At 55.7% G+C, this 21105-nt stretch carries 22 protein-coding genes; 13 read left to right on the top strand and 9 right to left on the bottom strand.

The window, feature by feature from the left end:
- Positions 1 to 260 precede the first annotated feature (260 nt).
- Positions 261 to 824, top strand: a complete 564-nt coding sequence (locus ACTJKZ_RS03285) for a VOC family protein (RefSeq protein WP_161733145.1) — start codon at positions 261 to 263, stop codon at positions 822 to 824.
- Here ACTJKZ_RS03285 and ACTJKZ_RS03290 read toward each other — a convergent pair.
- On the bottom strand, positions 821 to 1966 hold the full coding sequence (locus ACTJKZ_RS03290; RefSeq protein WP_440829214.1) for a MalY/PatB family protein: 1146 nt from the start codon (positions 1964 to 1966) through the stop codon (positions 821 to 823). The genes ACTJKZ_RS03285 and ACTJKZ_RS03290 overlap by 4 nt on opposite strands.
- Positions 1967 to 2051: 85 nt before the next feature.
- Here ACTJKZ_RS03290 and cutC point away from each other — a divergent pair, with 85 nt between their 5' ends.
- Positions 2052 to 2804, top strand: a complete 753-nt coding sequence (gene cutC, locus ACTJKZ_RS03295) for a copper homeostasis protein CutC (protein WP_161733140.1) — start codon at positions 2052 to 2054, stop codon at positions 2802 to 2804.
- 352 nt (positions 2805 to 3156) lie between these two features.
- Positions 3157 to 4002 carry a hypothetical protein gene (locus ACTJKZ_RS03300; RefSeq protein WP_161733138.1) on the top strand — a complete coding sequence of 282 codons (846 nt, stop codon included), beginning with the start codon at positions 3157 to 3159 and terminating at the stop codon, positions 4000 to 4002.
- A 30-nt stretch (positions 4003 to 4032) separates the two neighbouring features.
- On the opposite strand, the gene ACTJKZ_RS03305 is transcribed toward ACTJKZ_RS03300, so the two are convergent.
- Complete coding sequence (locus tag ACTJKZ_RS03305) at positions 4033 to 5130, bottom strand: glycerol dehydrogenase (RefSeq protein WP_161733136.1); 1098 nt, start codon at positions 5128 to 5130, stop codon at positions 4033 to 4035.
- 146 nt (positions 5131 to 5276) lie between these two features.
- Here ACTJKZ_RS03305 and ACTJKZ_RS03310 point away from each other — a divergent pair, with 146 nt between their 5' ends.
- Positions 5277 to 5900 (top strand): LysE family translocator, encoded by a 624-nt coding sequence (locus ACTJKZ_RS03310; protein ID WP_440829215.1) that lies wholly within the window; start codon positions 5277 to 5279, stop codon positions 5898 to 5900.
- A 4-nt stretch (positions 5901 to 5904) separates the two neighbouring features.
- Here the strand turns inward: ACTJKZ_RS03310 and cmoB are convergent, their stop codons facing one another.
- From cmoB to ACTJKZ_RS03330, 4 genes are all read right to left on the bottom strand, one after another.
- Positions 5905 to 6873 (bottom strand): tRNA 5-methoxyuridine(34)/uridine 5-oxyacetic acid(34) synthase CmoB, encoded by a 969-nt coding sequence (gene cmoB / locus ACTJKZ_RS03315; protein ID WP_440829216.1) that lies wholly within the window; start codon positions 6871 to 6873, stop codon positions 5905 to 5907.
- Entirely contained in the window at positions 6870 to 7598 is a 729-nt protein-coding gene (cmoA, locus tag ACTJKZ_RS03320) for a carboxy-S-adenosyl-L-methionine synthase CmoA (protein ID WP_440829217.1), read from the bottom strand. Before cmoA ends, cmoB begins: the two co-directional genes overlap by 4 nt.
- A gap of 81 nt (positions 7599 to 7679) precedes the next feature.
- On the bottom strand, positions 7680 to 8075 hold the full coding sequence (locus ACTJKZ_RS03325) for an MAPEG family protein (RefSeq protein WP_161733130.1): 396 nt from the start codon (positions 8073 to 8075) through the stop codon (positions 7680 to 7682).
- A gap of 69 nt (positions 8076 to 8144) precedes the next feature.
- The gene (locus ACTJKZ_RS03330) at positions 8145 to 8966 is read right to left on the bottom strand and encodes a DUF72 domain-containing protein (protein WP_253418902.1); all 822 of its coding nucleotides are present in this window, start codon (positions 8964 to 8966) and stop codon (positions 8145 to 8147) included.
- A gap of 211 nt (positions 8967 to 9177) precedes the next feature.
- On the opposite strand from ACTJKZ_RS03330, the gene aspS reads away from it, so the two are divergent.
- From aspS to ruvB, 6 genes are all read left to right on the top strand, one after another.
- Positions 9178 to 10956, top strand: a complete 1779-nt coding sequence (gene aspS, locus ACTJKZ_RS03335) for an aspartate--tRNA ligase (protein WP_440829218.1) — start codon at positions 9178 to 9180, stop codon at positions 10954 to 10956.
- Complete coding sequence (nudB, locus tag ACTJKZ_RS03340) at positions 10956 to 11387, top strand: dihydroneopterin triphosphate diphosphatase (protein WP_440829219.1); 432 nt, start codon at positions 10956 to 10958, stop codon at positions 11385 to 11387. The genes aspS and nudB overlap by 1 nt, the downstream gene beginning before the upstream one ends.
- Before the next feature lie 284 nt (positions 11388 to 11671).
- Entirely contained in the window at positions 11672 to 12415 is a 744-nt protein-coding gene (locus tag ACTJKZ_RS03345) for a YebC/PmpR family DNA-binding transcriptional regulator (RefSeq protein WP_033732924.1), read from the top strand.
- Positions 12416 to 12449: 34 nt separating this feature from the next.
- Positions 12450 to 12977, top strand: coding sequence for a crossover junction endodeoxyribonuclease RuvC (ruvC, locus tag ACTJKZ_RS03350; protein ID WP_003849205.1), 528 nt, complete (start codon positions 12450 to 12452; stop codon positions 12975 to 12977).
- A gap of 94 nt (positions 12978 to 13071) precedes the next feature.
- On the top strand, positions 13072 to 13686 hold the full coding sequence (gene ruvA, locus ACTJKZ_RS03355; RefSeq protein WP_003849207.1) for a Holliday junction branch migration protein RuvA: 615 nt from the start codon (positions 13072 to 13074) through the stop codon (positions 13684 to 13686).
- 8 nt (positions 13687 to 13694) lie between these two features.
- A complete protein-coding gene (gene ruvB, locus ACTJKZ_RS03360; protein WP_013358170.1) occupies positions 13695 to 14699 on the top strand; it encodes a Holliday junction branch migration DNA helicase RuvB in 1005 nt (334 codons plus the stop codon).
- Here ruvB and znuB read toward each other — a convergent pair whose 3' ends face one another.
- Together znuB and znuC are read right to left on the bottom strand one after the other, a co-directional pair.
- Entirely contained in the window at positions 14700 to 15485 is a 786-nt protein-coding gene (gene znuB / locus ACTJKZ_RS03365) for a zinc ABC transporter permease subunit ZnuB (RefSeq protein WP_098050283.1), read from the bottom strand.
- Entirely contained in the window at positions 15482 to 16237 is a 756-nt protein-coding gene (znuC, locus tag ACTJKZ_RS03370; protein ID WP_013358168.1) for a zinc ABC transporter ATP-binding protein ZnuC, read from the bottom strand. Before znuC ends, znuB begins: the two co-directional genes overlap by 4 nt.
- Before the next feature lie 77 nt (positions 16238 to 16314).
- Here znuC and znuA point away from each other — a divergent pair, with 77 nt between their 5' ends.
- The 3 genes from znuA to lpxM all read left to right on the top strand — a co-directional run bounded on the left by znuA (position 16315) and on the right by lpxM (position 19707).
- Positions 16315 to 17262, top strand: a complete 948-nt coding sequence (gene znuA / locus ACTJKZ_RS03375; protein ID WP_095707041.1) for a zinc ABC transporter substrate-binding protein ZnuA — start codon at positions 16315 to 16317, stop codon at positions 17260 to 17262.
- A gap of 13 nt (positions 17263 to 17275) precedes the next feature.
- Positions 17276 to 18607 (top strand): murein DD-endopeptidase MepM, encoded by a 1332-nt coding sequence (mepM, locus tag ACTJKZ_RS03380; protein ID WP_161733122.1) that lies wholly within the window; start codon positions 17276 to 17278, stop codon positions 18605 to 18607.
- A gap of 125 nt (positions 18608 to 18732) precedes the next feature.
- On the top strand, positions 18733 to 19707 hold the full coding sequence (lpxM, locus tag ACTJKZ_RS03385) for a lauroyl-Kdo(2)-lipid IV(A) myristoyltransferase (RefSeq protein WP_222925376.1): 975 nt from the start codon (positions 18733 to 18735) through the stop codon (positions 19705 to 19707).
- Positions 19708 to 19830: 123 nt separating this feature from the next.
- Here the strand turns inward: lpxM and ACTJKZ_RS03390 are convergent, their stop codons facing one another.
- Complete coding sequence (locus tag ACTJKZ_RS03390) at positions 19831 to 21063, bottom strand: MFS transporter (protein ID WP_161733118.1); 1233 nt, start codon at positions 21061 to 21063, stop codon at positions 19831 to 19833.
- Between the last annotated feature and the right edge of the window lie 42 nt (positions 21064 to 21105).

The raw sequence follows: 21105 nt of genomic DNA on the forward strand, positions 1-21105 counted from the left end.
GGCTGCAATTGTTTGCCGTTCAAATAAGAGTTATCTTATTGTATTAAAGAAGATCATTTAAATCATATAGTTAAGGTGCTTTCATCAAGGAACTCATGGCCCTAAACAGGAGATAAATCCGAAATGAAAGATGTTATTATACGGTTTTGCGTTAAATTCCGGGCCAAATAAGATGAATCTTACCATTTTGTGACGCGGAGCACGCGGTGCACAATGAACCAGACTGATTATAAAGACTAAACAAATAGAGAGGAATCCCGGTGGCTGAGCAATCTTTTCCGGCAGAATTGGATGATTTAAAGACAGATTTAGGACGTTTTGAAGAATCGTTGCAAAGTTTTGCGCAGAGACTGGGTTTGCGCCTTAACGATCTGGAAGTTGACCATATTTCGCTGCGTTGTCATCAGGACACGACGGCGATGCGCTGGCAGCAAGGCCTGCAGCAAATTGGTACTGAATTTTCAGCAGCGATGATCAACGGAAGACAGATATGCCTGTTTAAACTACATGATCCGCTGTTCGTGGCGGGCAGGCAGGTTGATGTGGTTGAACTGCCGTGGCCGGGTGAAAAGCGTTATCGCCATGAAGGCTGGGAGCATATTGAAGTGGTGTTGCGCGGCGATCATCAGACGCTGGGCATGCGCGCGATGGCATTGCTTTCCGATGACGCGCTGACGCAGCCGGGTATTTCATTTAAAACCAGCTCACCGCAGGGCGAGAATGAGCGTTTGCCCAATCCGACCCTGGCGGTAACGGATGGGCAGACGACAATCAAGTTTCACCCATGGCGACTGGAAGAGATTGTCGCCAGCGAGCAGAACTAGATACGGGCGGCTACTGCGCGCTTCAGGCGCGCAACGGCCTCATCCAGCAGCGCGCGGGTACAGCCAAAATTGAGCCGGACAAACTGGTCATTGCCAAACTCGCGACCGGCGGTTAAGCCGAGTCCGTGCTTCTCAAAATAGAGGGCAGGACTGGCCACACCCAGCGCACTGGCGTCGATCCAGGCCAGGTAGGTCGCTTCCGGCGCGGCGACGGACAGACCGGTCATTTTATTAACCTGTGAGACCAGCCAGTCACGATTACTTCGCAGGTAGGTATTCTGCGCCTGCAGCCAGGGTTCACCTTCGCGCCATGCCGCTGCCGCGGCGGTGAGCGCCAGAATATCCACATCCGGCACAATACCGCGTCGCATTCGGTTAAAGCGCGCACGCAGTTCAGCATCAGGGATAATGGCAATGGACGCACCCAGACCAGCAATATTAAAGCTCTTGGAGGGTGACATCAGTGTCACACTGCGCTGAGCGGCATCTCCACTCAGCGACGCAAACGGAATGTGTTTAGCGCCCGGTTCCAGCAGCAGATCGCTGTGGATCTCGTCTGAACAGACGATAAGATCGTGCTTCTGCGCAAATTCCAGCTGCGCCTGCAGTTCGTCGCGCCGATAAACGGTGCCGCCCGGGTTCTGCGGATTACACAGCATTAACAGCCGCTCTTTGCCGGTGAGCTGATCTTCAGCCGCATCCATATCCAGCACCCAGCGTCCCTGTTTCAGCGTCAGCGGCAGATTGAGCTGACCCCGTTCTGCCAGTTTTGCCGAACCGCGAAACGGTGGATAGATTGGCGTAGGGGCAATCGTCAGCTCGTCCGGCGCGGTAAACGCACGCACGGCGAGATTAAGCCCGCTCACGACACCCGGCAACACCACAATCCACTCCGGATTAACGTGCCACTGATAGCGTGAGGCGAGCCACGCTATCGCACTGTCAATAAACGCCACCGGCGTATCACCATAACCAAAAATCCCATGCACGGCGCGGGTCTTAATGGCCTCGATGACGCAGTCAGGGGATCGGAAATCCGTATCTGCCACCCACAACGGCAGAATGTCCTGGTCCGCATATTTGTTCCATTTAAGGCTATCGCTGTGACGACGGTCTATCCGTTGGTCGAAATTGAATGCCATAGTTAACTTTCCCGGTAAACTCATTCCAGCAGCCAGACTAACTGATGAATCTGCCTTGAACCAGAGTCATGTAAAGGAGAAGAGAATGACCACACTGGAAATTTGCTGCTATGGCGTGGATTGCGCTGTGACCGCACAACAGGCGGGCGCTGATCGGGTTGAACTTTGTGCCGCACCGCGCGAAGGCGGCCTGACCCCGTCTGCGGGGATGCTGAATGCCGCCCGGCGCGAGGTTTCGATTCCGGTTCATCCTATTGTCCGGCCACGGGGTGGCGATTTTTGTTACACCGCACGTGAATTCGAGGCGATGAAATCGGATGTGGCGTTAATTCGTGAACTCGGTTTTCCCGGTCTGGTGATTGGGATGCTGGATGAAGACGCCCATATTCATCAGGGGCAGATGCGACAGATTATGGCGCTGTGTGACGGTCTGGCGGTGACCTTCCATCGCGCCTTCGATCTCTGTCACAGCCCTAAGCGCGCACTGGAAGCGTTAACGGATTTGGGTGTAGCGCGCATTCTGACATCCGGTCAGCAGCAGAGCGCTGAAAACGGAATTGCATTACTTCGGGAACTAAATGAGACCAGTACCGGTCCTATCATTATGGCAGGTGCGGGCGTGCGTCTCAGCAACCTGCAAAAGTTTCTCGACATGGGGATTGATGAAGTCCATAGCTCGGCCAGTCGCCTGACGGCGTCACCGATGCGCTACCGCAAAGCGGGTGTTTCCATGTGTTCTGAAGCCGAAACCGATGAGTTCAGCCGCTACTGCGTAGACGGCGATGTGGTTGAGGCGATGAAAAGCGTGATGCAGATGAGCACCGTTCGGGTTGCCTGAACCACAACAGATTTTGCCGCGCAGCACGCCGATCATTGACGTGGTGTTTGCAAGTACCAAACCCCAGTACAGCTTGCTGGGGTTCTTTTTGTGTAAAACACGTTTGTGTAAAACACGCTCCGTTTGCCGTGACAGCGTTTCGTCCGGTTCAGTTAAAATGCCTGCCTTTTACTAACTAATTAATGTCATCCAGGAATTTAAGGCCTGACGGCATCCTTAACATGCGCTTTATCCGTTACGCTGGCGCCTTGTCGCATTTTCGATGTTTAAAAGGCGATGCTGGCTTAAATCATCGCCGCTGTTCATCTCCACAGCGTTTACACTGAAAGCAACGTCGCCTGGAATTTACCCTATGAAACGCAATCAGATTCTTACTTTAAGCCTGATACTGACCGCTAGTACTGGAAGCGCTGCGGCCAGCGTATGTGGGCCAGACAACACCGCCGTTTCCAGCAGTAATACCCTGATTTTGCTTGGCGGAAATGCGAAAGGCGCGGTGAAGCAGGTGATTGCAGGTGAATTTGGTAAAGATGTGAATTCGCAAAAGCGGGTGCTGGGACAGTTTGACGCCTGCGGCAATCTGACGGTGGCTGACGTCAGCTACGACAAAAGTGAACGCAACGTGATCCTCAGCATGGAGCAACACATCGCCCGGGTACAGGACGGCTGGGTGGCGGAATATGCGTATCTGGTAAAAGTGCTGAAAGAGGGCAGGGAAGTCGTGGTTGATAACCGGCAGGGAACGATTAACTGGCAGAAAGGCCAGCGTGGCACTATCACCAGCGCTTCCGACAGATTTACCAGCATGGGTAAAAGCGGCTTTACCGACACCACCTATCGGTATGATCGCCAGCTACGACTGGAGAAGAGTGTGGCACGTGGCAGCGATCCGCTGACCAACGGCGAGTTCCACTACCACTGGAACCCAAAAGGTCTGGTGACGCGCACCACCTCTGCCCGGGGGACCGACGAATACACCTACGATCACCAGTGGCGTGAAGTGCGGCTCAACGGCACTGCGACCACACCGCTTAGCACTATCCGGTCGGTCGATGAGTGTCAGTCCTGGGATGAGGTTGGCAACTGTACACTGAGCTATCTGCATGAAACCGAAATCTTTACGCGTGGCACCATTGAGCGCCATCTCAGTTCCGCCTACAAATATGAGTACTGGGACCAGCCTGCGGCAGAAGAGTAACAGGCGATCGGATGATCGCCTGTTGGCGGCTTATTTCACCATCTGACTAAAGGCATCCAGCGCCAGCAGGGCGTTGGCGATATCTTCCGGTGACAGATGAGGGTTGAGGTTTTTCAGCGTATCGCCCTCACTGTTCGCCAGTGCCCCCACTTTCACCAGATTTTCCCAGCTTTCATTTTCCAGATGCATTTCACGCAACGTGGTCGGCATGTTGATGCTGCGATAGAAACGAATATAGCGCGCAATTTCCTCATCCGACCGCTGCTCAAGCACCATCTGCGTCAGTGTGCCGTAGGCGACTTTCTCGCCGTGGGTGAGATGATGGATATCGCCATCGATGGCGGTAAAACCATTGTGAATAGCGTGGGCGGCTGCCAGCCCGCCGTTTTCAAAGCCCAGCCCTGAAAGCAGCGTGTTCGCCTCAACCACCGCTTCCACTGCGGGCGTGACCCGTTTTTCGGTAACGGCGATGTATGCGCTGTATCCCCACTTAAGCAGTGTTTCTTCGCAGGCGCGGGCAATCGCCAGTCCGGCAAGGGTCGGATCGCCGCTGACCATCGATTTCGCATGGGAGCGCGCCACTGCCTGCGCTTCAACCCAGGTGGCCAGACCATCGGCAATGCCGGAGGCAAAGAGCCGCGCAGGTGCACTGGCGCAGACTGCCGTATCGACCAGCACCAAATCGGGATTTTTGCTGTAGAAGCGATAGCTCTCAAATACGCCGCTGTCAGAGTAGATGACTGATAGCGCACTACAGGGGGCATCGGTGGAGGCAATGGTCGGCACGATGGCCACCGGCTGTTTAAGTTCGTCCGCCACCGCCTTAACCGTGTCCAGCGTTTTGCCGCCGCCCAGCCCGACAACCACGTTACAGCCCTGGCTCTTCGCCAGCGCACTGAGACGGGTGATCTCATTACTGGAGGCCTCGCCGTTAAACTGCTGCCAGCTGAATTTCACCCCGGCGGACTGCAATGTCTGTTGTGTGCGTTCGCCAATCAGCTTCCAGACAACGTCATCCGCCACCAGAAAGGCCTGATCGCCCAGTTCAGTCAGGTACGTTCCCAGCTCATCAAGCACACCTGCGCCCTGCACATATTTACGGGGTGATGAAAAAATAAATTTACTCATAATCACATCTCCTTAAGATGAATGGTTCGACCCGATCCAGCCTGGCACAATCCACTCAGAGTGGCAGTCGATTCCGCGCATGACTGCTCCATGGGCTGTTAAGCTGCCTGAACACCCCTTGCCGGGAGAAATAACGGAGAATCGTCATGAGCGCCACGCTCTTTTCATTTCTGTTTGCGATAACTATTCTGACACTCACACCTGGATTTGATACCGCGCTGGTGCTGCGAACCGCCATTGCGCAGGGCTGGCAACGCGCCTGGGCGACAGCCCTTGGCGTAACGCTGGGTTGTCTGCTTTGGGGGATCGCAGTTGGGCTGGGGCTGGGCGCGCTGCTGATGGCCTCTGAAATCGCCTATAACCTGCTAAAGTGGATCGGTGCAGGCTGGCTGCTCTGTCTGGGCATAAAGCTGCTGCTTAAGCCGCGTCAGCAATCCGTGGGGACAGCTGAACAGCCTGCACATCAGCAGGGCTATCTGGCCTGCTTCAGTCGGGGATTAATGGGAAATCTGCTGAATCCGAAAATTGGCGTGTTTTACGTCACTTTTCTGCCACAGTTCATTCCGGCGGGGGCGTCCGTGACGCTCTGGTGCACACTGATGGCACTGGCGCACATGCTACTGGGGCTGTTCTGGAATGCGATACTGATTGGCGGCAGCCACTATTTCGCCAGCCATCTGCGAAAACCGACGGTGCTGAAGGGGATGGATCGTCTGACCGGCTGTGTATTTATTGGATTTGCGGCGAAACTGGCGTTGTCTCGCCGCTAGGGTATTAAGGTTTGGTGGCGACCAGAACGGCACGCAGAGGCGCCGGATAGCCTTCAACCGTTTTGCTGGGATCATCGGGGTCGAGGAATTCAGCCAGCGACTCGCTGGTCATCCAGTCGGTACGGCGCTGCTCTTCGGTGGTGGTCAGAGCAAAATCGACAATCCGCACATCGACAAAGCCGCTTTTCTCCAGCCAGCTTTTCAGCGCTTTCGCTGAAGGGATAAAGAACACATTGCGCATCTGTGCATAGCGTTCACCGGGCACCAGCACCTGATTCACATCGCCTTCAATCACCAGCGTTTCCAGCACCAGCTCGCCTCCGCTCACCAGCTGATTTTTTAGTTGTAGCAAGTGATCCAGCGGCGAACGACGGTGATAGAGAACACCCATCGAAAATACAGTATCAAACGCCTGTAACGCTGGGAGTTGCTCAATGCCCAGCGGCAGCATATGCGCACGGCGATCGTCATTCAGCAGCTTACGCACTGCTTCGAACTGCACCAGGAACAGCTGCATCGGATCGATGCCGACCACCAGGTGTGCGCCTGCGCCAATCATCCGCCACATGTGGTAACCGCTGCCACAGCCGACATCCAGTACTGTGCGGCCCGCAAGCGGGGAAATGTGCGGTATCACGCGTTCCCACTTCCAGTCAGATCGCCATTCTGTGTTGATGTGGGAGCCATAGAGGAAATAAGGCCCTTTGCGCCACGGCATCAGGTTACGCAGTAATTTCTCAATCCCCTGACGATGGCGGTCGCTGATGTCATCGCGGTCGGCGGTGACGCTGTGCAGCAGGTCCAGTTTTTGCGGTTCCAGCAGCGGCAGATACTCCAGCGACTTGTACCAGTCACGAAAGTGCCCGTGCAGGTTTTCACGCTGCCACTCACTGATTTGCGCCGGTAAGACTTCCAGCCACTTCGCCAGCGGGCCCACTGCAATTTGCTGATAAAAACGGCCAAAGTCGATCATTTCAACGCCACCAGAGATCCAAAATTAAAGCACTGGAACCAGAGTTCGGCGTGCGAGAACCCGGCCTGTTTCAGGCGGGCTTTATGCGCTTCAACGCTGTCAGTCAGCATCACATTTTCCAGCATGCTGCGTTTCTGGCTGATTTCCAGTTCGCTGTAGCCGTTGGCGCGCTTGAAGTCGTGATGCATGTTAAACAGCAGCTCACCGACCTCGGCATCTTCAAAGCTGAACTTCTCCGACAGCACCAGCGCGCCGCCCGGTTTGAGTCCCTGCCAGATCTTTTCCAGCAGCGCCAGACGTGCAGGCGGCTCAAGAAACTGCAGCGTGAAGTTGAGTACCACCAGCGAGGCGTTTTCAATCTCAATGTCGCGGATATCCGCTTCCAGCACCGTGACCGGTGTGTCCGCGCGAAACGCATCAAGATGGCGACGACAGCGCTTCACCATCGCCGGGGAATTATCCACCGCGATGATCTGGCAACCCGGCACATGAATATTGCGACGCACCGAAAGGGTGGCCGCACCCAGCGAGCAGCCCAGGTCATAGACCCTGCTGTCCGGAGTCACAAAACGTTCTGCCAGCATGCCAATCATCGAAATGATGTTGGAATAGCCGGGCACCGAGCGCTGAATCATGTCAGGAAAGACTTCAGCTACACGCTCGTCAAAAGTCCAGTCGCCCAGTTTTGCAATGGGCGCTGAGAAGAGTTGATCGCGGTCAGACATATCGAAAATCCGAAGAGACGACGGAAAGGGCGCTATTCTCGCAGAAAGTGGGGCGGGCTGCACCCCTTAACCCAGGCTGGCTTAATGGAACGTCAGGACCAGTTCCCACGGCATATAAATCAGGTTGAAAATCACCATGCCACACAGTGAAAACAGCGTCAGGAGCATGCCATATTTACGGCCCGCCATGGCGCTGCTGCGCAATCCCCATGCGTGCAGCAGGCGGCTGATAAAGAACAGCAGGCCGGTGAGATGCACCATCCAGATATCGGCGCCGTTCATCTCCATCATCACCAGCAGAAACAGCGCCAGTGGAATGGTTTCGATGGCATTGCCATGAATGCGGATCGCCATTTTCAGGTCGTGATAGCCGCCATCGCCATACGCCACCCGGTAGAACCGACGGTAACGCACCACGTCCAGCGTGAATTTCATTATCAGCAATGCCCCTATCACCACATATAACGCGCTAACCATAGCCACTCCCGCGACTGTCCATAATGATTCGATTCTAACGGGCGCACAGCCCGCTGTCCTGTAACGCAATCAAAACAGTGACGTCTGTTGCGGCCAGTCGGGTCCGTTACCGATAGCCGGATCGATCTCCTGCAACTGCGGCCAGAGTGCCTGCACCAGCGGAAAGACCTGACCCATATCGGGCGTGTGCAGAAACAGCATGGCGTCGCCCTGTCGCTGCCACTCAGCCAGCTTAGTACGCCAGATCTGGAACAGCGGCACGCTCTCGTCCACGCTGTCGCTGCCGATAAACCGCACCATCGGCTGCGAGCCAGTTCGCAGGGCATGCGGCGGCACTCTCGGCTTCTGCGAACGCGCGACCAGCGCCGCCGGGCTTTGCGAGGTGGAGGCGTGAACCGGACGGCTATCGAGGATTACACGATTGATGCCACGCGCCAGCAGGCCCCGATTCAATGACCGTTCCGCCTCGCCCTTGGCAAAGAAAGCCGGATGACGCACTTCAACGCCATAGTGAAAACGGCGCGGCAGACTATCCAGAAAACGCCACAGGTCATTGAGCTGTGCCGGGGAGAAGCTGGCGGGCAGCTGCAGCCAGTACTGACCGATACGATCGGCCAGCGGCTCCATCAGGCGCAGAAAATCGGTCAGCAGATCATCGCTATGCTGCAGCGCCGCCTGATGGCTGATGGTGTTGGGAAATTTAAAGCAGAAGCGAAATGCATCGTGGGTCATGTCGCGCCAGCGCATCACCGTTTCAGCATTCGGCAGCGCATAGAGGGTGGTATTTCCCTCTACGCAGTGGAAGTAGCGGGCATAGTCCGCCAGGCTTTCGATACCCCAGCGTTTCCAGTGTGAATGCTGCCACTGGGGCAGGCCAATACGAAGTGTCACGCGCGCTCCTGGCTGCAGGTTAAGTGATCTCATTATCCGCTATGGTCAGGCTGAGGGGCAAATGCACACAGGAAATCGGTGCTTTGGCGCTGATCTGCTTATCCTGTCTGGCTTTTTCCATTATAATGGCCGCCATTTTTGCGACAGCATCGCATCAGGTAACGCGGCCGGATGCTGTCAGCTGCAGCGGCGAAGTTAAAAGGATAGTGTTATGCGTACAGAATATTGCGGACAGCTCAATCTGTCTCATGTGGGTCAGCAAGTCACGCTTTGCGGCTGGGTAAACCGCCGTCGCGATCTGGGCAGTTTGATTTTTATCGACATGCGCGACCGTGAAGGCATCGTGCAGGTATTTTTTGATCCCGATCGTCAGGACGCATTTAAGCTGGCTTCTGAACTGCGTAACGAATTCTGCATCCAGATCACCGGTACTGTGCGCGCACGCGATGAGAAGAACAAAAACAGCGACATGGCGACCGGCGAAGTCGAAGTATTTGCCCAAGCGCTGACCATTATCAACCGCTCTGAGCCACTGCCGCTGGACTCCAATCAGACCAACAGCGAAGAAGCGCGCCTGAAATACCGCTACCTGGATCTGCGTCGCCCTGAGATGGTGACGCGTTTGAAAACCCGCGCAAAAATCACCAGCTTTGTCCGTCGCTTTATGGATGACGAAGGGTTCCTGGATATCGAAACCCCGATGCTGACCAAGGCGACGCCAGAAGGCGCGCGCGACTATCTGGTGCCAAGCCGGGTTCACAAAGGCAAATTCTATGCGCTGCCGCAGTCACCACAGCTGTTCAAACAGCTGCTGATGATGTCCGGCTTTGACCGCTACTATCAGATCGTAAAATGCTTCCGCGATGAAGATTTACGTGCCGATCGTCAGCCAGAGTTTACCCAGATCGACGTAGAAACCTCCTTTATGACTGCGCCACAGGTGCGCGAAATCATGGAGCGTTTAATCCGCAATCTGTGGCAGGACGTGCAGGGCATAGATCTCGGTGCGTTCCCGCAGATGACCTTTGCGGAAGCGATGCATCGCTACGGTTCCGATAAGCCGGATCTGCGTAACCCGATGGAGCTGGTGGACGTTGGCAACCTGCTGAAAAACGTGGAGTTCCAGGTCTTCTCTGGCCCGGCTAACGACGAAAAAGGCCGTGTTGCCGCGCTGCGTGTACCGACGGGTGCGCAGCTGAGCCGTAAGCAGATTGATGAATATGGCAAATTCGTGGAGATTTACGGCGCGAAAGGGCTGGCGTGGATGAAGGTTAACGTCCGTGCAGATGGCCTGGAAGGCGTGCAGAGTCCGGTTGCCAAGTTCCTGAATGCAGAGATCGTTGAAGGCATTCTGAGCCGTACCGGCGCGCAGGATGGCGACATTATCTTCTTTGGTGCTGACCGCGCCAAAGTGGTCGCTGACGCACTGGGTGCGCTTCGCCTGAAAGTGGGCCGCGAGCTGAACATCACCGATGAGAACGCCTGGGCACCGCTGTGGGTGATCGACTTCCCGATGTTCGAAGAGGACGAGGAAGGCGGTCTGGCCGCCATGCACCATCCGTTCACTGCACCAAAAGAGATGAGCGCAGAAGAACTGGCAGCCGATCCGACCCGTGCCGTGGCGAATGCTTATGACATGGTGATCAACGGTTATGAAGTTGGCGGCGGTTCAGTGCGTATCCACAACGGCAAAATGCAGCAGACGGTGTTCAGCATTCTGGGTATTGAAGAGCATGAGCAGCGCGAGAAGTTTGGCTTCCTGCTGGATGCGCTGAAGTTCGGTACACCACCGCATGCAGGCCTGGCTTTTGGTCTGGATCGCCTGACCATGCTGCTGACCGGCACCGACAACATTCGTGACGTTATCGCGTTCCCGAAAACCACGGCGGCAGCCTGCATGATGACCGAAGCGCCAAGCGAAGCGAACCCGGCTTCTCTGCTGGAGCTTGGCATCCAGGTGGTTAAAAAAGAAAAGCCTGAGAATAAATAATGGGCTATAAACACCCGGTTTCAGTGCTGGTCGTCATTTCGGCGCGCGATACTGGCCGGGTGCTGATGCTGCAGCGGCGTGACGATCCCACGTTCTGGCAGTCGGTGACCGGCAGCCTGGAAGCGGGAGAGTCACCGCTGACAACCGCGTGTCGTGAGGTGCATGAAGAGGTCGGCATTAACGTGCTGGCTGAGCAGCTGGAAATAGAGGATTGTCAGCGTCAGATTGATTTTGAAATCTTCCCCCATTTCCGCCATCGCTATGCGCCGGATGTTACCCATAATCACGAGCACTGGTTTCGCCTGCAATTGCCGGAAGAGCGTAATATCACGCTGACCGAGCATCTGGCGTTTTGCTGGCTGGCACCCGCTGACGCTGCAGCATTAACCCGATCATGGAGTAATCGCCAGGCAATTGAAGAATTTATCTGAATGCTCGCCATCGCCCGGTATTCCGGCGGCGGATAGATTAAATTTTATGAATCTGGTGAGTTTTAACAGGACTACACCAACCTATTGAACAGTCAGGCGTCATCCTCGCCACGAAATTGTTCACCGTCAGCGCGAATCCCCTGCGTACACAGATACGTGAGGATAACGCGTAACGCTCGCCTCTCAGGGCCGTCAGGTTGTCACTTACCTGGCTGAGCACCGACGGTAAATAAGCTCGCAGCCAGGAGAGTCTGCACCCTGTAAAAGATCGGAGAATATTTAACATGGCAGGACACAGTAAGTGGGCAAATACCAAACACCGTAAGGCGGCGCAGGATGCCAAGCGCGGCAAAATTTTTACCAAAATCATTCGTGAACTGGTGACGGCGGCCAAGCTGGGTGGTGGCGATCCGGGTTCCAACCCGCGTCTGCGTGCAGCGATGGATAAAGCGCTGGCCAACAACATGACCCGTGACACCATGGATCGCGCCATCGCGCGCGGGGTGGGCGGCGATGACAACGCCAACATGGAGACCATCATTTATGAAGGTTACGGTCCTGGCGGCTCAGCCATCATGATTGAATGCCTGAGTGATAACCGTAACCGTACCGTAGGCGAAGTGCGTCACGCCTTCACCAAAACAGGCGGCAACCTGGGCACCGACGGTTCCGTGGCGTACCTGTTCAACAAAAAAGGTGTGATCTCCTTCGCGCCAGGTCAGGATGAAGACGCGGTGATGGAAGCCGCACTGGAAGCGGGCGGCGAAGACATCGTCACCTATGACGACGGCGCGATTGATGTCTTTACCGCATGGGAAGAGATGGGCACCGTGCGTGATGCACTGGAAGCCGCTGGCCTGAAAGCGGATACCGCAGAAGTGGCAATGATCCCGACCACCAAAGCGGAAATGGATGCAGAAACCGCACCAAAACTGCTGCGTCTGATCGACATGCTGGAAGATTGCGATGATGTGCAGGAGGTTTATCACAACGGTGAGATCTCCGACGAGGTGGCGGAAACGCTGTAATGGCGGTTGTCACCCTGTTAACCGGAGAGGCGTAATGTCGATTATTCTGGGTATCGATCCCGGCTCACGCATCACCGGTTATGGTGTTATTCGTCAGACCGGCCGCCAGCTCACGTATCTGGGCAGCGGCTGTATCCGCACCAATACCACCGAATTGCCCGCCCGCCTGAAGCTGATTTATGCGGGCGTCTGTGAAATCATCACGCAGTTTTCACCCGATTTCTTCGCCATTGAACAGGTGTTTATGGCGAAGAATGCAGACTCCGCGCTGAAGCTCGGCCAGGCGCGCGGTGCCGCGATTGTTGCTGCGGTAAACCACGATCTGCCCGTGTTTGAGTATGCTGCCCGTCAGGTAAAACAGACTGTAGTTGGCATCGGTAGCGCCGAGAAAAGTCAGGTGCAGCATATGGTGCGAACCCTGCTGAAGCTGCCAGCAAACCCGCAGGCGGATGCTGCCGATGCGCTGGCGATAGCCATTACTCACTGTCATGTGGCGCAGAACGCCGCTCGCATGAGTGACAGCAAGCTGGTGCTGACGCGCGGACGGTTGCGCTCAGGTTAGGGCATGGCACAGAACAGACACTCAGGCTGGATATTCATCCAGCCTTTTTTATGTTATAAAATCCGCCACATTCGTTAGTTAAGGAAGCATTCAGGTGATAGGTCGTTTACGGGGCAACATTCTGGAAAAGCAGCCGCCACTGGTGCTGCTTGAGGCACACGGCGTCGGCTATGAAATTTACATGCCCATGACCTGTTTTTATGAGTTGCCTGAACTTCAGCACGAAGCGGTTATTTTTACCCACTTTGTCGTGCGTGAAGATGCTCAGCTGCTGTTTGGTTTTAACAGCAAGCAGGAGCGCGCGCTGTTTCGTGAGCTGATAAAAGTGAATGGCGTCGGACCCAAGCTGGCGCTGGCGATCCTCTCCGGCATGTCGGCGCAGCAATTTGTGACCGCTGTTGAGAAAGAAGAGATCGCGTCACTGGTGAAACTGCCTGGCGTAGGTAAAAAGACCGCTGAGCGTCTGGTAGTCGAGATGAAGGACCGCTTCAAAGGGATGCACGGCGACCTGTTTGGCGGCGATTCGGCCTTTACGCTCACCACGCCGAGCGCCGAGCCGGAAACCAACGATGCGGAATCTGAAGCGGTTGCAGCACTGGTATCACTGGGTTATAAACCGCAGGAAGCGAGCCGTATGATCAGTAAAGTCGGTCGACCGGATGCGGATTGTGAAACCCTGATCCGTGAAGCGCTCCGCGCCGCCATTTGAGGTAAGTCATGATAGAAGCCGACCGCCTGGTCTCCGCTGCCAGCATTAACGAAGAAGAGATAATCGACCGCGCCATTCGCCCGAAGATGCTGACCGAGTATGTCGGTCAGCCACAGGTGCGTGAGCAGATGGAGATTTTCATCAAAGCCGCCCAGCTGCGTGGCGATGCGCTGGATCATCTGCTGATCTTCGGTCCGCCAGGTCTGGGGAAAACCACGCTGGCGAACATTGTGGCCAACGAGATGGGCGTGAACCTGCGTACCACATCGGGTCCGGTGCTGGAGAAGGCGGGCGATCTGGCGGCGATGCTGACCAACCTTGAACCCCATGACGTGCTGTTTATCGATGAGATCCATCGCCTGTCACCGGTGGTGGAAGAAGTGCTCTATCCGGCAATGGAAGATTATCAGCTCGATATCATGATCGGTGAAGGCCCGGCGGCGCGTTCGATCAAGCTCGATCTGCCGCCGTTCACCCTGATTGGTGCCACCACGCGTGCAGGCTCGCTGACCTCGCCGCTGCGTGATCGTTTTGGCATTGTGCAGCGTCTGGAGTTTTATCAGGTTAAAGATCTGCAGCACATCGTAGGACGCAGTGCCGCCTGTCTGGGACTGGCGCTGAGTGACGAAGGGGCATTAGAGATTGCTCGTCGTGCACGCGGCACCCCGCGTATCGCTAATCGCCTGCTGCGCCGGGTACGTGACTTCGCTGAAGTTCGGGCGAATGGTGATATGAGCGGTGAGGTCTCCTGCAGTGCGCTGGATATGCTTAACGTCGACAGCGAAGGGTTCGATTATATGGACCGTAAACTGCTGCTGGCGATCATCGACAAGTTTATGGGTGGGCCGGTAGGGCTGGATAACCTGGCTGCGGCGATTGGTGAAGAGCGTGAAACCATCGAAGATGTGATTGAACCCTTCCTGATTCAGCAGGGCTTCATTCAGCGCACACCGCGTGGCCGTCTGGCCACGCAGCATGCTTATCGTCACTTCGGCATTACGCGCGAAGAGTAATTACACAGCCGGTTTGCGCACCATGCTGAAGATAAACAGGATGGCGGCACAGAGCACCACTGACGGCCCGGCAGGCGTGTCGTAAAACGCCGAGAAGGTCAGACCGCCAGTGACGGCGATCACGCCGATGACCACCGCGACGGCCGCCATGCCTTCCGGCGAGCGCACAAAACGGCGTGCGGTAGCAGCCGGAATAATCAGCAGTGAGGTGATGATCAGCGCACCCACAAACTTCATCGCCACGCCAATCGTCAGCGCCGTGACCAGCATAAGAATCAGCCGGGTACGCTGGATGTTGACGCCATCGACCTGCGCCAGTTCCGGGCTGATGGTCATGGACAGCAGCGACCGCCACTGCCACGCCATCACCAGCAGCACAATCACCACGCCGCCACCCATCATCCAGAGATCGTCTGGCGTCACCGCCAGCAGATCGCCAAACAGATACGCCATCAGATCGACGCGCACATTCTTCATCAGGCTGACGACGACCAGGCCCAGCGACAGCGCGCTGTGCGCCATAATGCCCAGCAGGGTATCGATAGCCAGATGCGGACGACGCTCCAGCCAGACCAGTCCCAGTGCCAGGCAGACCGTCACCAGAATCACCGCATAGTAGGGGTTCACGTTCAGCAGCAGGCCAAAGGCTACGCCGAGCAGAGACGCGTGCGCCAGGGTATCGCCAAAGTAGGACATCTTACGCCAGACGACGAACGAACCCAGCGGACCGGCAGCCAGCGCTAACATCACACCGCCTATCCAGCCCGGTAATAACAACTCAATCATGATGAACCCTGTCCTTTGCGTAAAACGATACGTCCCTGAAGGTCGTGACGATGATTATGATGATGACGGTAGATCGCCAGCTCCTGCGCGCCACGCGGGCCAAACATCGCGATAAATTCGGGATGCTGCGAGACGGCTTCCGGCGTGCCGGAACAGCAGATATGGTGGTTGAGGCACAACACTTCGTCGGTTTTTGCCATCACCAGATGCAGATCGTGGGAAACCATCAGCACACCGCAGTTCAGTTCCACACGTAACTGATTGATCAGGTCATACAGGGCAACCTGACCGTTCACGTCCACTCCCTGCGTCGGTTCATCCAGCACCAGCAACTGAGGCTGGTTCAGAAGGGCGCGCGCCAGCAACACACGCTGAGTTTCACCGCCGGACAGCTTCTGCAGCGGAGAGTTGAGCAGATGGCCCGCCTGCACTCGTTTCAGTGCCGGCATAATCTCCGCGTGTTTGCTGCCACGGGTCAGACGCATAAAGCGCTCAACCGTGACCGGCAGGGTAGGATCGATGTGGAGCTTCTGTGGCACGTAGCCGATACGCAGAGCAGGATCACGCTGAACCGAACCGGTTGTAGGGGCGAGCAGGCCAAGCACCACACGCACCAGCGTAGATTTTCCGGCACCGTTGGGACCCAGCAGGGTCAGGATGCGGCCAGGCTGCAACGCCAGGCTGACGCCTGATAACACATTGCGCTGGTTAAATTTTATGGAAACGTTATCGAGTGTGACAAGTGAGGTCATAGTATTTACAGGTTGCACAGAATTTCGAATGTTATAATATCACATTCCACCTCATGGTCACGATGGAATGACGCAATATGTTACATAATAAAAAGGGCACAATTTTCGCCCTGACTGCTTTATCTGTTTCAGCTTTGTTAACCCTTCCTGCCCAGGCGAATGTCGTGGCTTCACTCAAACCGGTAGGTTTTATCGCCGCAGCTATTGCTGATGGCGTTACACCGGTCGAGGTGCTGCTGCCAGACGGCGCGTCCGAACACGATTATGCCCTGCGGCCATCTGATGCAAAACGCTTAAAAAACGCGGACTTAGTTGTCTGGGTCGGGCCAGAAATGGAAGCCTTTATGGCAAAGTCTGCGGCTGAACTTCCGGCTCAAAAAAACCTCGCGATGGTGAACATCGACGGGGTAAAACCGTTATTGATTAGTGGTGGTGAAGATGAAGATGAACATGCAGCGGAAAAATCCGAAGATCAGGATGCTGAAGCCCATCATCACCATCACGGCGAGTTTAATATGCACCTGTGGTTGTCGCCAGAGATTGCGCGCAAAACCGCGGTTGCAATCCATGGAAAATTATTGGAACTTATGCCGCAAGATAAAGCCAAACTTGACGCCAACCTCCAGCAGTTTGAGGTAGCTTTGGCGGACACGGACAAACGCGTCAGCGCACAACTTGCTCCGGTCAGAAATAAAGGATATTTCGTTTTTCACGACGCTTACACGTACTTTGAAAAGCACTACGGTCTCTCGCCCGCCGGGCATTTTACCGTCAATCCTGAAATTCAACCGGGCGCTCAGCGTTTACACCAGATACGAACACAGTTGGTTGAGCAAAAGGCGGTCTGCGTCTTTGCTGAGCCACAATTCAGGCCAGCAGTCATCGATGCTGTCTCCCGCGGAACACAGGTGCGTAAAGGCACGCTTGATCCCCTGGGCACGGACATCAGCTTAGCCAAAGACAGCTATGTGAAATTCCTCTCACAACTGTCGAGCCAGTATGAAAGCTGCCTGAATGGAGCATGAGGAATAGGTAAAAGTGCAGCAGATAGCCCGCTCTGTCGCCCTCGCATTTAATAATTTGCCGCGCCCCCACCGCGTAATGCTGGGTTCTTTAACTGTAGTCACTCTGGCCGTCGCTGTCTGGCGGCCCTACGTTTATCATCCCACGGATGATGTGACGCCCATCGTTAAGAACATTGAACTGGATAAGAACACGCTTCGCACGCTGTTGCCGGAAGCCAGTGAGCCGATCGATCAAAGCACACCGGAACCGGACGAAGAGCTGCCTGCGGATGATGTCGACACCGACGCGCCCGAAACGGCAGGGGTGCATGACTACACCGTGTCATCTGGCGATACCCTGAGCAGTGCCCTTAATCAGTATGGCATCGACATCGGTGACATTAATGCGCTGGTGGTGAGCGATCGCGATCTGCGTAATCTGCAGGTCGGTCAGCAGCTTAGCTGGACGCTGGATGATGATGGCGGCCTGAAAACCCTGAGCTGGGAAATTTCCCGCCGTGAAACCCGCACCTATGAGCGCACCCCAGCGGGTGGCTTTAAGATGGATGCGGAGATGCAGAAGGGCGAATGGCGCAACAGCGTAATGCAGGGCGAAGTGCGTGGCAGTTTTGCCGCCAGCGCCCAGCGTGCAGGACTGAGCAGTGCCGAAGCCAGCGCGGTGATCAAAGCGATGCAGTGGCAGATGGACTTCCGTAAGCTGCGTGCCGGTGACCAGTTCAGCGTGCTGATGTCACGCGAAATGCTGGATGGTAAGAGTGCGCAGAGTCAGTTGCTGGGCGTGCGCCTGCGCAGCGGCGGTAAAGATTATTACGCATTCCGCGCGGAAGATGGCAAGTTCTACGATCGCAGCGGCTCGGGTCTGGCACGCGGCTTTATGCGCTTCCCGACGGTTAAGCAGTATCGTGTCTCTTCCAACTTTAATCCGCGTCGTCTTAACCCGGTAACCGGCCGCATTGCGCCGCACAAAGGCGTCGACTTTGCGCTGCCAATCGGTACGCCGGTGCTGGCAGTCGGTGATGGTGAGATTGTGGTAGCGAAGAACGGCGGAGCCGCGGGTAACTACGTCGCTATCCGCCATGGCCGTCAGTATATGACGCGCTATATGCACATGAAGAAAGTGCTGGTGAAACCAGGTCAGAAAGTGAAACGCGGCGACCGCATCGGACTGTCTGGCAACACCGGACGCTCCACTGGCCCGCATCTGCATTTCGAAATCTGGATCAATAACCAGGCGGTTAACCCATTAACGGCGAAGCTGCCGCGCATGGAAGGTCTGACCGGCAAAGATCGCAGCGATTACATGGCACAGGTTAAATCCTGGCTGCCCCAGCTGGGTCTGAAGTAAGCGAATTTCGTCAAATCGCGCAAAAACCGACGGCTTCTCCGTCGGTTTTTTGCTATCTGGCGCAGGATGATTGCAAATTTTCAGGTCGTCACTATCATAAGCCGGTCATTGCTTGAGGCGAGTGCATGGAAACCCGTAAAAAAAATAACATTGAATTTATTCCCGTTTTTGAACGTTCTTTTCTCAAACCTAAGTACTGGGGCAGCTGGCTGGCAATAGGTGCGCTGGCGGGTCTGGCTTATTTACCGCCGAAAGTGCGCGATCCGCTGCTGGGCCGGTTAGGCCGGTTTGCCGGTAAGCTGGCAAAGGGCGCACGTCGCCGCGCGCTGATTAATCTCTATTATTGCCTGCCGGAACTCAGTGAAGCGCAGCGCGCCACGCTGGTCGATGAGATGTTTGCGACAGCGCCGCAGGCGATGACAATGATGACCGAGCTGGTGCTGCGCGATCCTGCGCGCATCCGGCAGCGCGTTGAGTGGCATGGTCGTGAAATCATCGACCAGATGAAAGCTGAGCAGCAGAATGTGATTTTCCTGGTGCCACACGGCTGGGCGGTGGATATTCCCGCCATGCTGCTGGCGTCAGAAGGCCAGAAGATGGCGGCCATGTTCCACAACCAGAGCGACCCGCTGCTGGACTATGCCTGGAATACGGCCCGTCGCCGCTATGGCGGCCGGATGCATGCCCGCAATGACGGGATTAAGCCGTTTATCAGTTCAGTACGTCAGGGTTACTGGGGCTACTATCTGCCCGATCAGGATCACGGTGCAGAGCACAGCGAATTTGTCGATTTCTTCGCTACCTATAAGGCGACGTTGCCTGCGGTAGGCCGGCTGATGAAGGTGTGTCGTGCCCGCGTGGTGCCGTTGTTCCCGGTTTATAACAGTGAAACGCATAAGCTTGAGATTTATGTGCGTCCGCCGATGGATGACCTGCTGGAGGCAGACGATCACCAGCTGGCTCGCCGGATGAATGAAGAGGTGGAAGTGTTTGTTCGCCCGCATCCAGAGCAGTACACGTGGATCCTCAAGCTGCTGAAGACCCGTAAAGAGGGTGACATCGAACCCTATTCGCGCAAAGAGCTTTATCCACGTAAATAGCAGTAAGGCCGCGAAAGCGGCCTTTTCTTATTTCTTAATCATTGGCTACAGCAGTATGCGCCCGTCGCTTTGAGCTTCTAAGCTGCCTGCTCAGGGCAAACCTGTGGCTGGTGGGCTGCCTGTTTATAACGCTTCCAGCCTGCTGCGACGTTTACGCTCGCGCATAAACAGGGTGACGAGACCAAACCATAACACGCCACTGATAAAGTTGATCAGACAGAACCACAACGTGCCGCCGCTGAAGTAGCCACTTTTCGCCAGCTCAATCCCCACCGCCAGCGTCAGAATGCTAATCATCCCCAGCATGGCCGCCACGCTGCCTTTGCCTTCATCGCTGGCGTAGAGCGTCAGGCGATAGAGTCCGGCATTCACCATTCCCGCACCAAAAGCGTAGAGACTCAGGCCAGCCGTAATCAGCAGATAACCGTGACTGTTGAGCAGGCTTGCCACCAACGCCAGGCTCAGACCAATCAGAATCGGCCAGGCGGCGAACTTCACCGGCTGTTCAATCGGCACGCGTCCGGCCAGCTTACTCAGCGTCAGGTTACCGGCGATCATCGCCAGAAACACCGGCAATTGCAGCAGGGCATACTGCATGCGAGAAAGACCTTCGTCATGCATCAGGATCACCGGCGACAGAGCAACCCAGGTGAGGATCGGAATAAACACCAGTCCGATAGCAAAAGATCCGAACATCACCAGACGGTCTTTCATTAGTCGGCCATAGTTGCGCGCCAGATTGGGCAGGGCAATGGAGTGACTGCGATCGCCGGCGGTTTCGGGCATCACACGCCACAACACCACAAACGCAACGAGGCTGCAGGCGGCAAACAGCCAGAACATACTGCGCCAGCTGCCCACGGTGAGCCAGGCGGCACCGGCCAATGGGCCTGCCAGCGGAGCCATCAGCGCGACGTTGGCCATCAGCGCCATCATGCGCACCGCCAGCGCCTCATCAAAGGCTTCCTGAATCGCGGCATAGCCGACTGCGCCAATAAAGCAGAGACTGATGCCCTGAATAAAGCGCAGGCTGACAAATTCTTCAATCGAACTGACCCAGTGCGTGAGCATACAGGCGACGGCAAAAAACAGAATGCCGGACAGCATCACGGGTCGCCGGCCAAACTTATCGGAGAGTGGACCCAGCAGCCATTGCAGCACCACGCCACCAATCAGGTAAGCGGTCAGCGACGTAGAAACCCATTCCGGGCCAACAGAAAACTCGCTGGTGACGATCAGCATGCCGGGCTGAATCATGTCGTGAGCGATATAGGTCGCAAACTCGAACAGCACTAACGCCAGAGGAAAAAGTAAAATTCGGCCTGTAAGCTGGCTGATGGGCTGGAAACGGGGCATCTTGCCTCCTTGTCAGAAAAGAAAAACGCGACTGCCAGGCAG

Origin of the sequence: Pantoea sp. 22096 (assembly GCF_052045955.1) — a bacterium.
Taxonomy (GTDB): Bacteria; Pseudomonadota; Gammaproteobacteria; order Enterobacterales; family Enterobacteriaceae; genus Pantoea; species Pantoea alfalfae.

Excerpts from the sequence above, each read along its gene's own strand:
- ACTJKZ_RS03290 (WP_440829214.1), bottom strand. The coding sequence starts at position 1,966 with ATGGCATTCAATTTCGACCAACGGATAGACCGTCGTCACAGCGATAGC.
- cutC (WP_161733140.1), top strand. The coding sequence starts at position 2,052 with ATGACCACACTGGAAATTTGCTGCTATGGCGTGGATTGCGCTGTGACC.
- ACTJKZ_RS03300 (WP_161733138.1), top strand. The coding sequence starts at position 3,157 with ATGAAACGCAATCAGATTCTTACTTTAAGCCTGATACTGACCGCTAGT.
- ACTJKZ_RS03305 (WP_161733136.1), bottom strand. The coding sequence starts at position 5,130 with ATGAGTAAATTTATTTTTTCATCACCCCGTAAATATGTGCAGGGCGCA.
- ACTJKZ_RS03310 (WP_440829215.1), top strand. The coding sequence starts at position 5,277 with ATGAGCGCCACGCTCTTTTCATTTCTGTTTGCGATAACTATTCTGACA.
- cmoB (WP_440829216.1), bottom strand. The coding sequence starts at position 6,873 with ATGATCGACTTTGGCCGTTTTTATCAGCAAATTGCAGTGGGCCCGCTG.
- cmoA (WP_440829217.1), bottom strand. The coding sequence starts at position 7,598 with ATGTCTGACCGCGATCAACTCTTCTCAGCGCCCATTGCAAAACTGGGC.
- ACTJKZ_RS03325 (WP_161733130.1), bottom strand. The coding sequence starts at position 8,075 with ATGGTTAGCGCGTTATATGTGGTGATAGGGGCATTGCTGATAATGAAA.
- aspS (WP_440829218.1), top strand. The coding sequence starts at position 9,178 with ATGCGTACAGAATATTGCGGACAGCTCAATCTGTCTCATGTGGGTCAG.
- nudB (WP_440829219.1), top strand. The coding sequence starts at position 10,956 with ATGGGCTATAAACACCCGGTTTCAGTGCTGGTCGTCATTTCGGCGCGC.
- ACTJKZ_RS03345 (WP_033732924.1), top strand. The coding sequence starts at position 11,672 with ATGGCAGGACACAGTAAGTGGGCAAATACCAAACACCGTAAGGCGGCG.
- ruvC (WP_003849205.1), top strand. The coding sequence starts at position 12,450 with ATGTCGATTATTCTGGGTATCGATCCCGGCTCACGCATCACCGGTTAT.
- ruvB (WP_013358170.1), top strand. The coding sequence starts at position 13,695 with ATGATAGAAGCCGACCGCCTGGTCTCCGCTGCCAGCATTAACGAAGAA.
- znuB (WP_098050283.1), bottom strand. The coding sequence starts at position 15,485 with ATGATTGAGTTGTTATTACCGGGCTGGATAGGCGGTGTGATGTTAGCG.
- znuC (WP_013358168.1), bottom strand. The coding sequence starts at position 16,237 with ATGACCTCACTTGTCACACTCGATAACGTTTCCATAAAATTTAACCAG.
- znuA (WP_095707041.1), top strand. The coding sequence starts at position 16,315 with ATGTTACATAATAAAAAGGGCACAATTTTCGCCCTGACTGCTTTATCT.
- lpxM (WP_222925376.1), top strand. The coding sequence starts at position 18,733 with ATGGAAACCCGTAAAAAAAATAACATTGAATTTATTCCCGTTTTTGAA.
- ACTJKZ_RS03390 (WP_161733118.1), bottom strand. The coding sequence starts at position 21,063 with ATGCCCCGTTTCCAGCCCATCAGCCAGCTTACAGGCCGAATTTTACTT.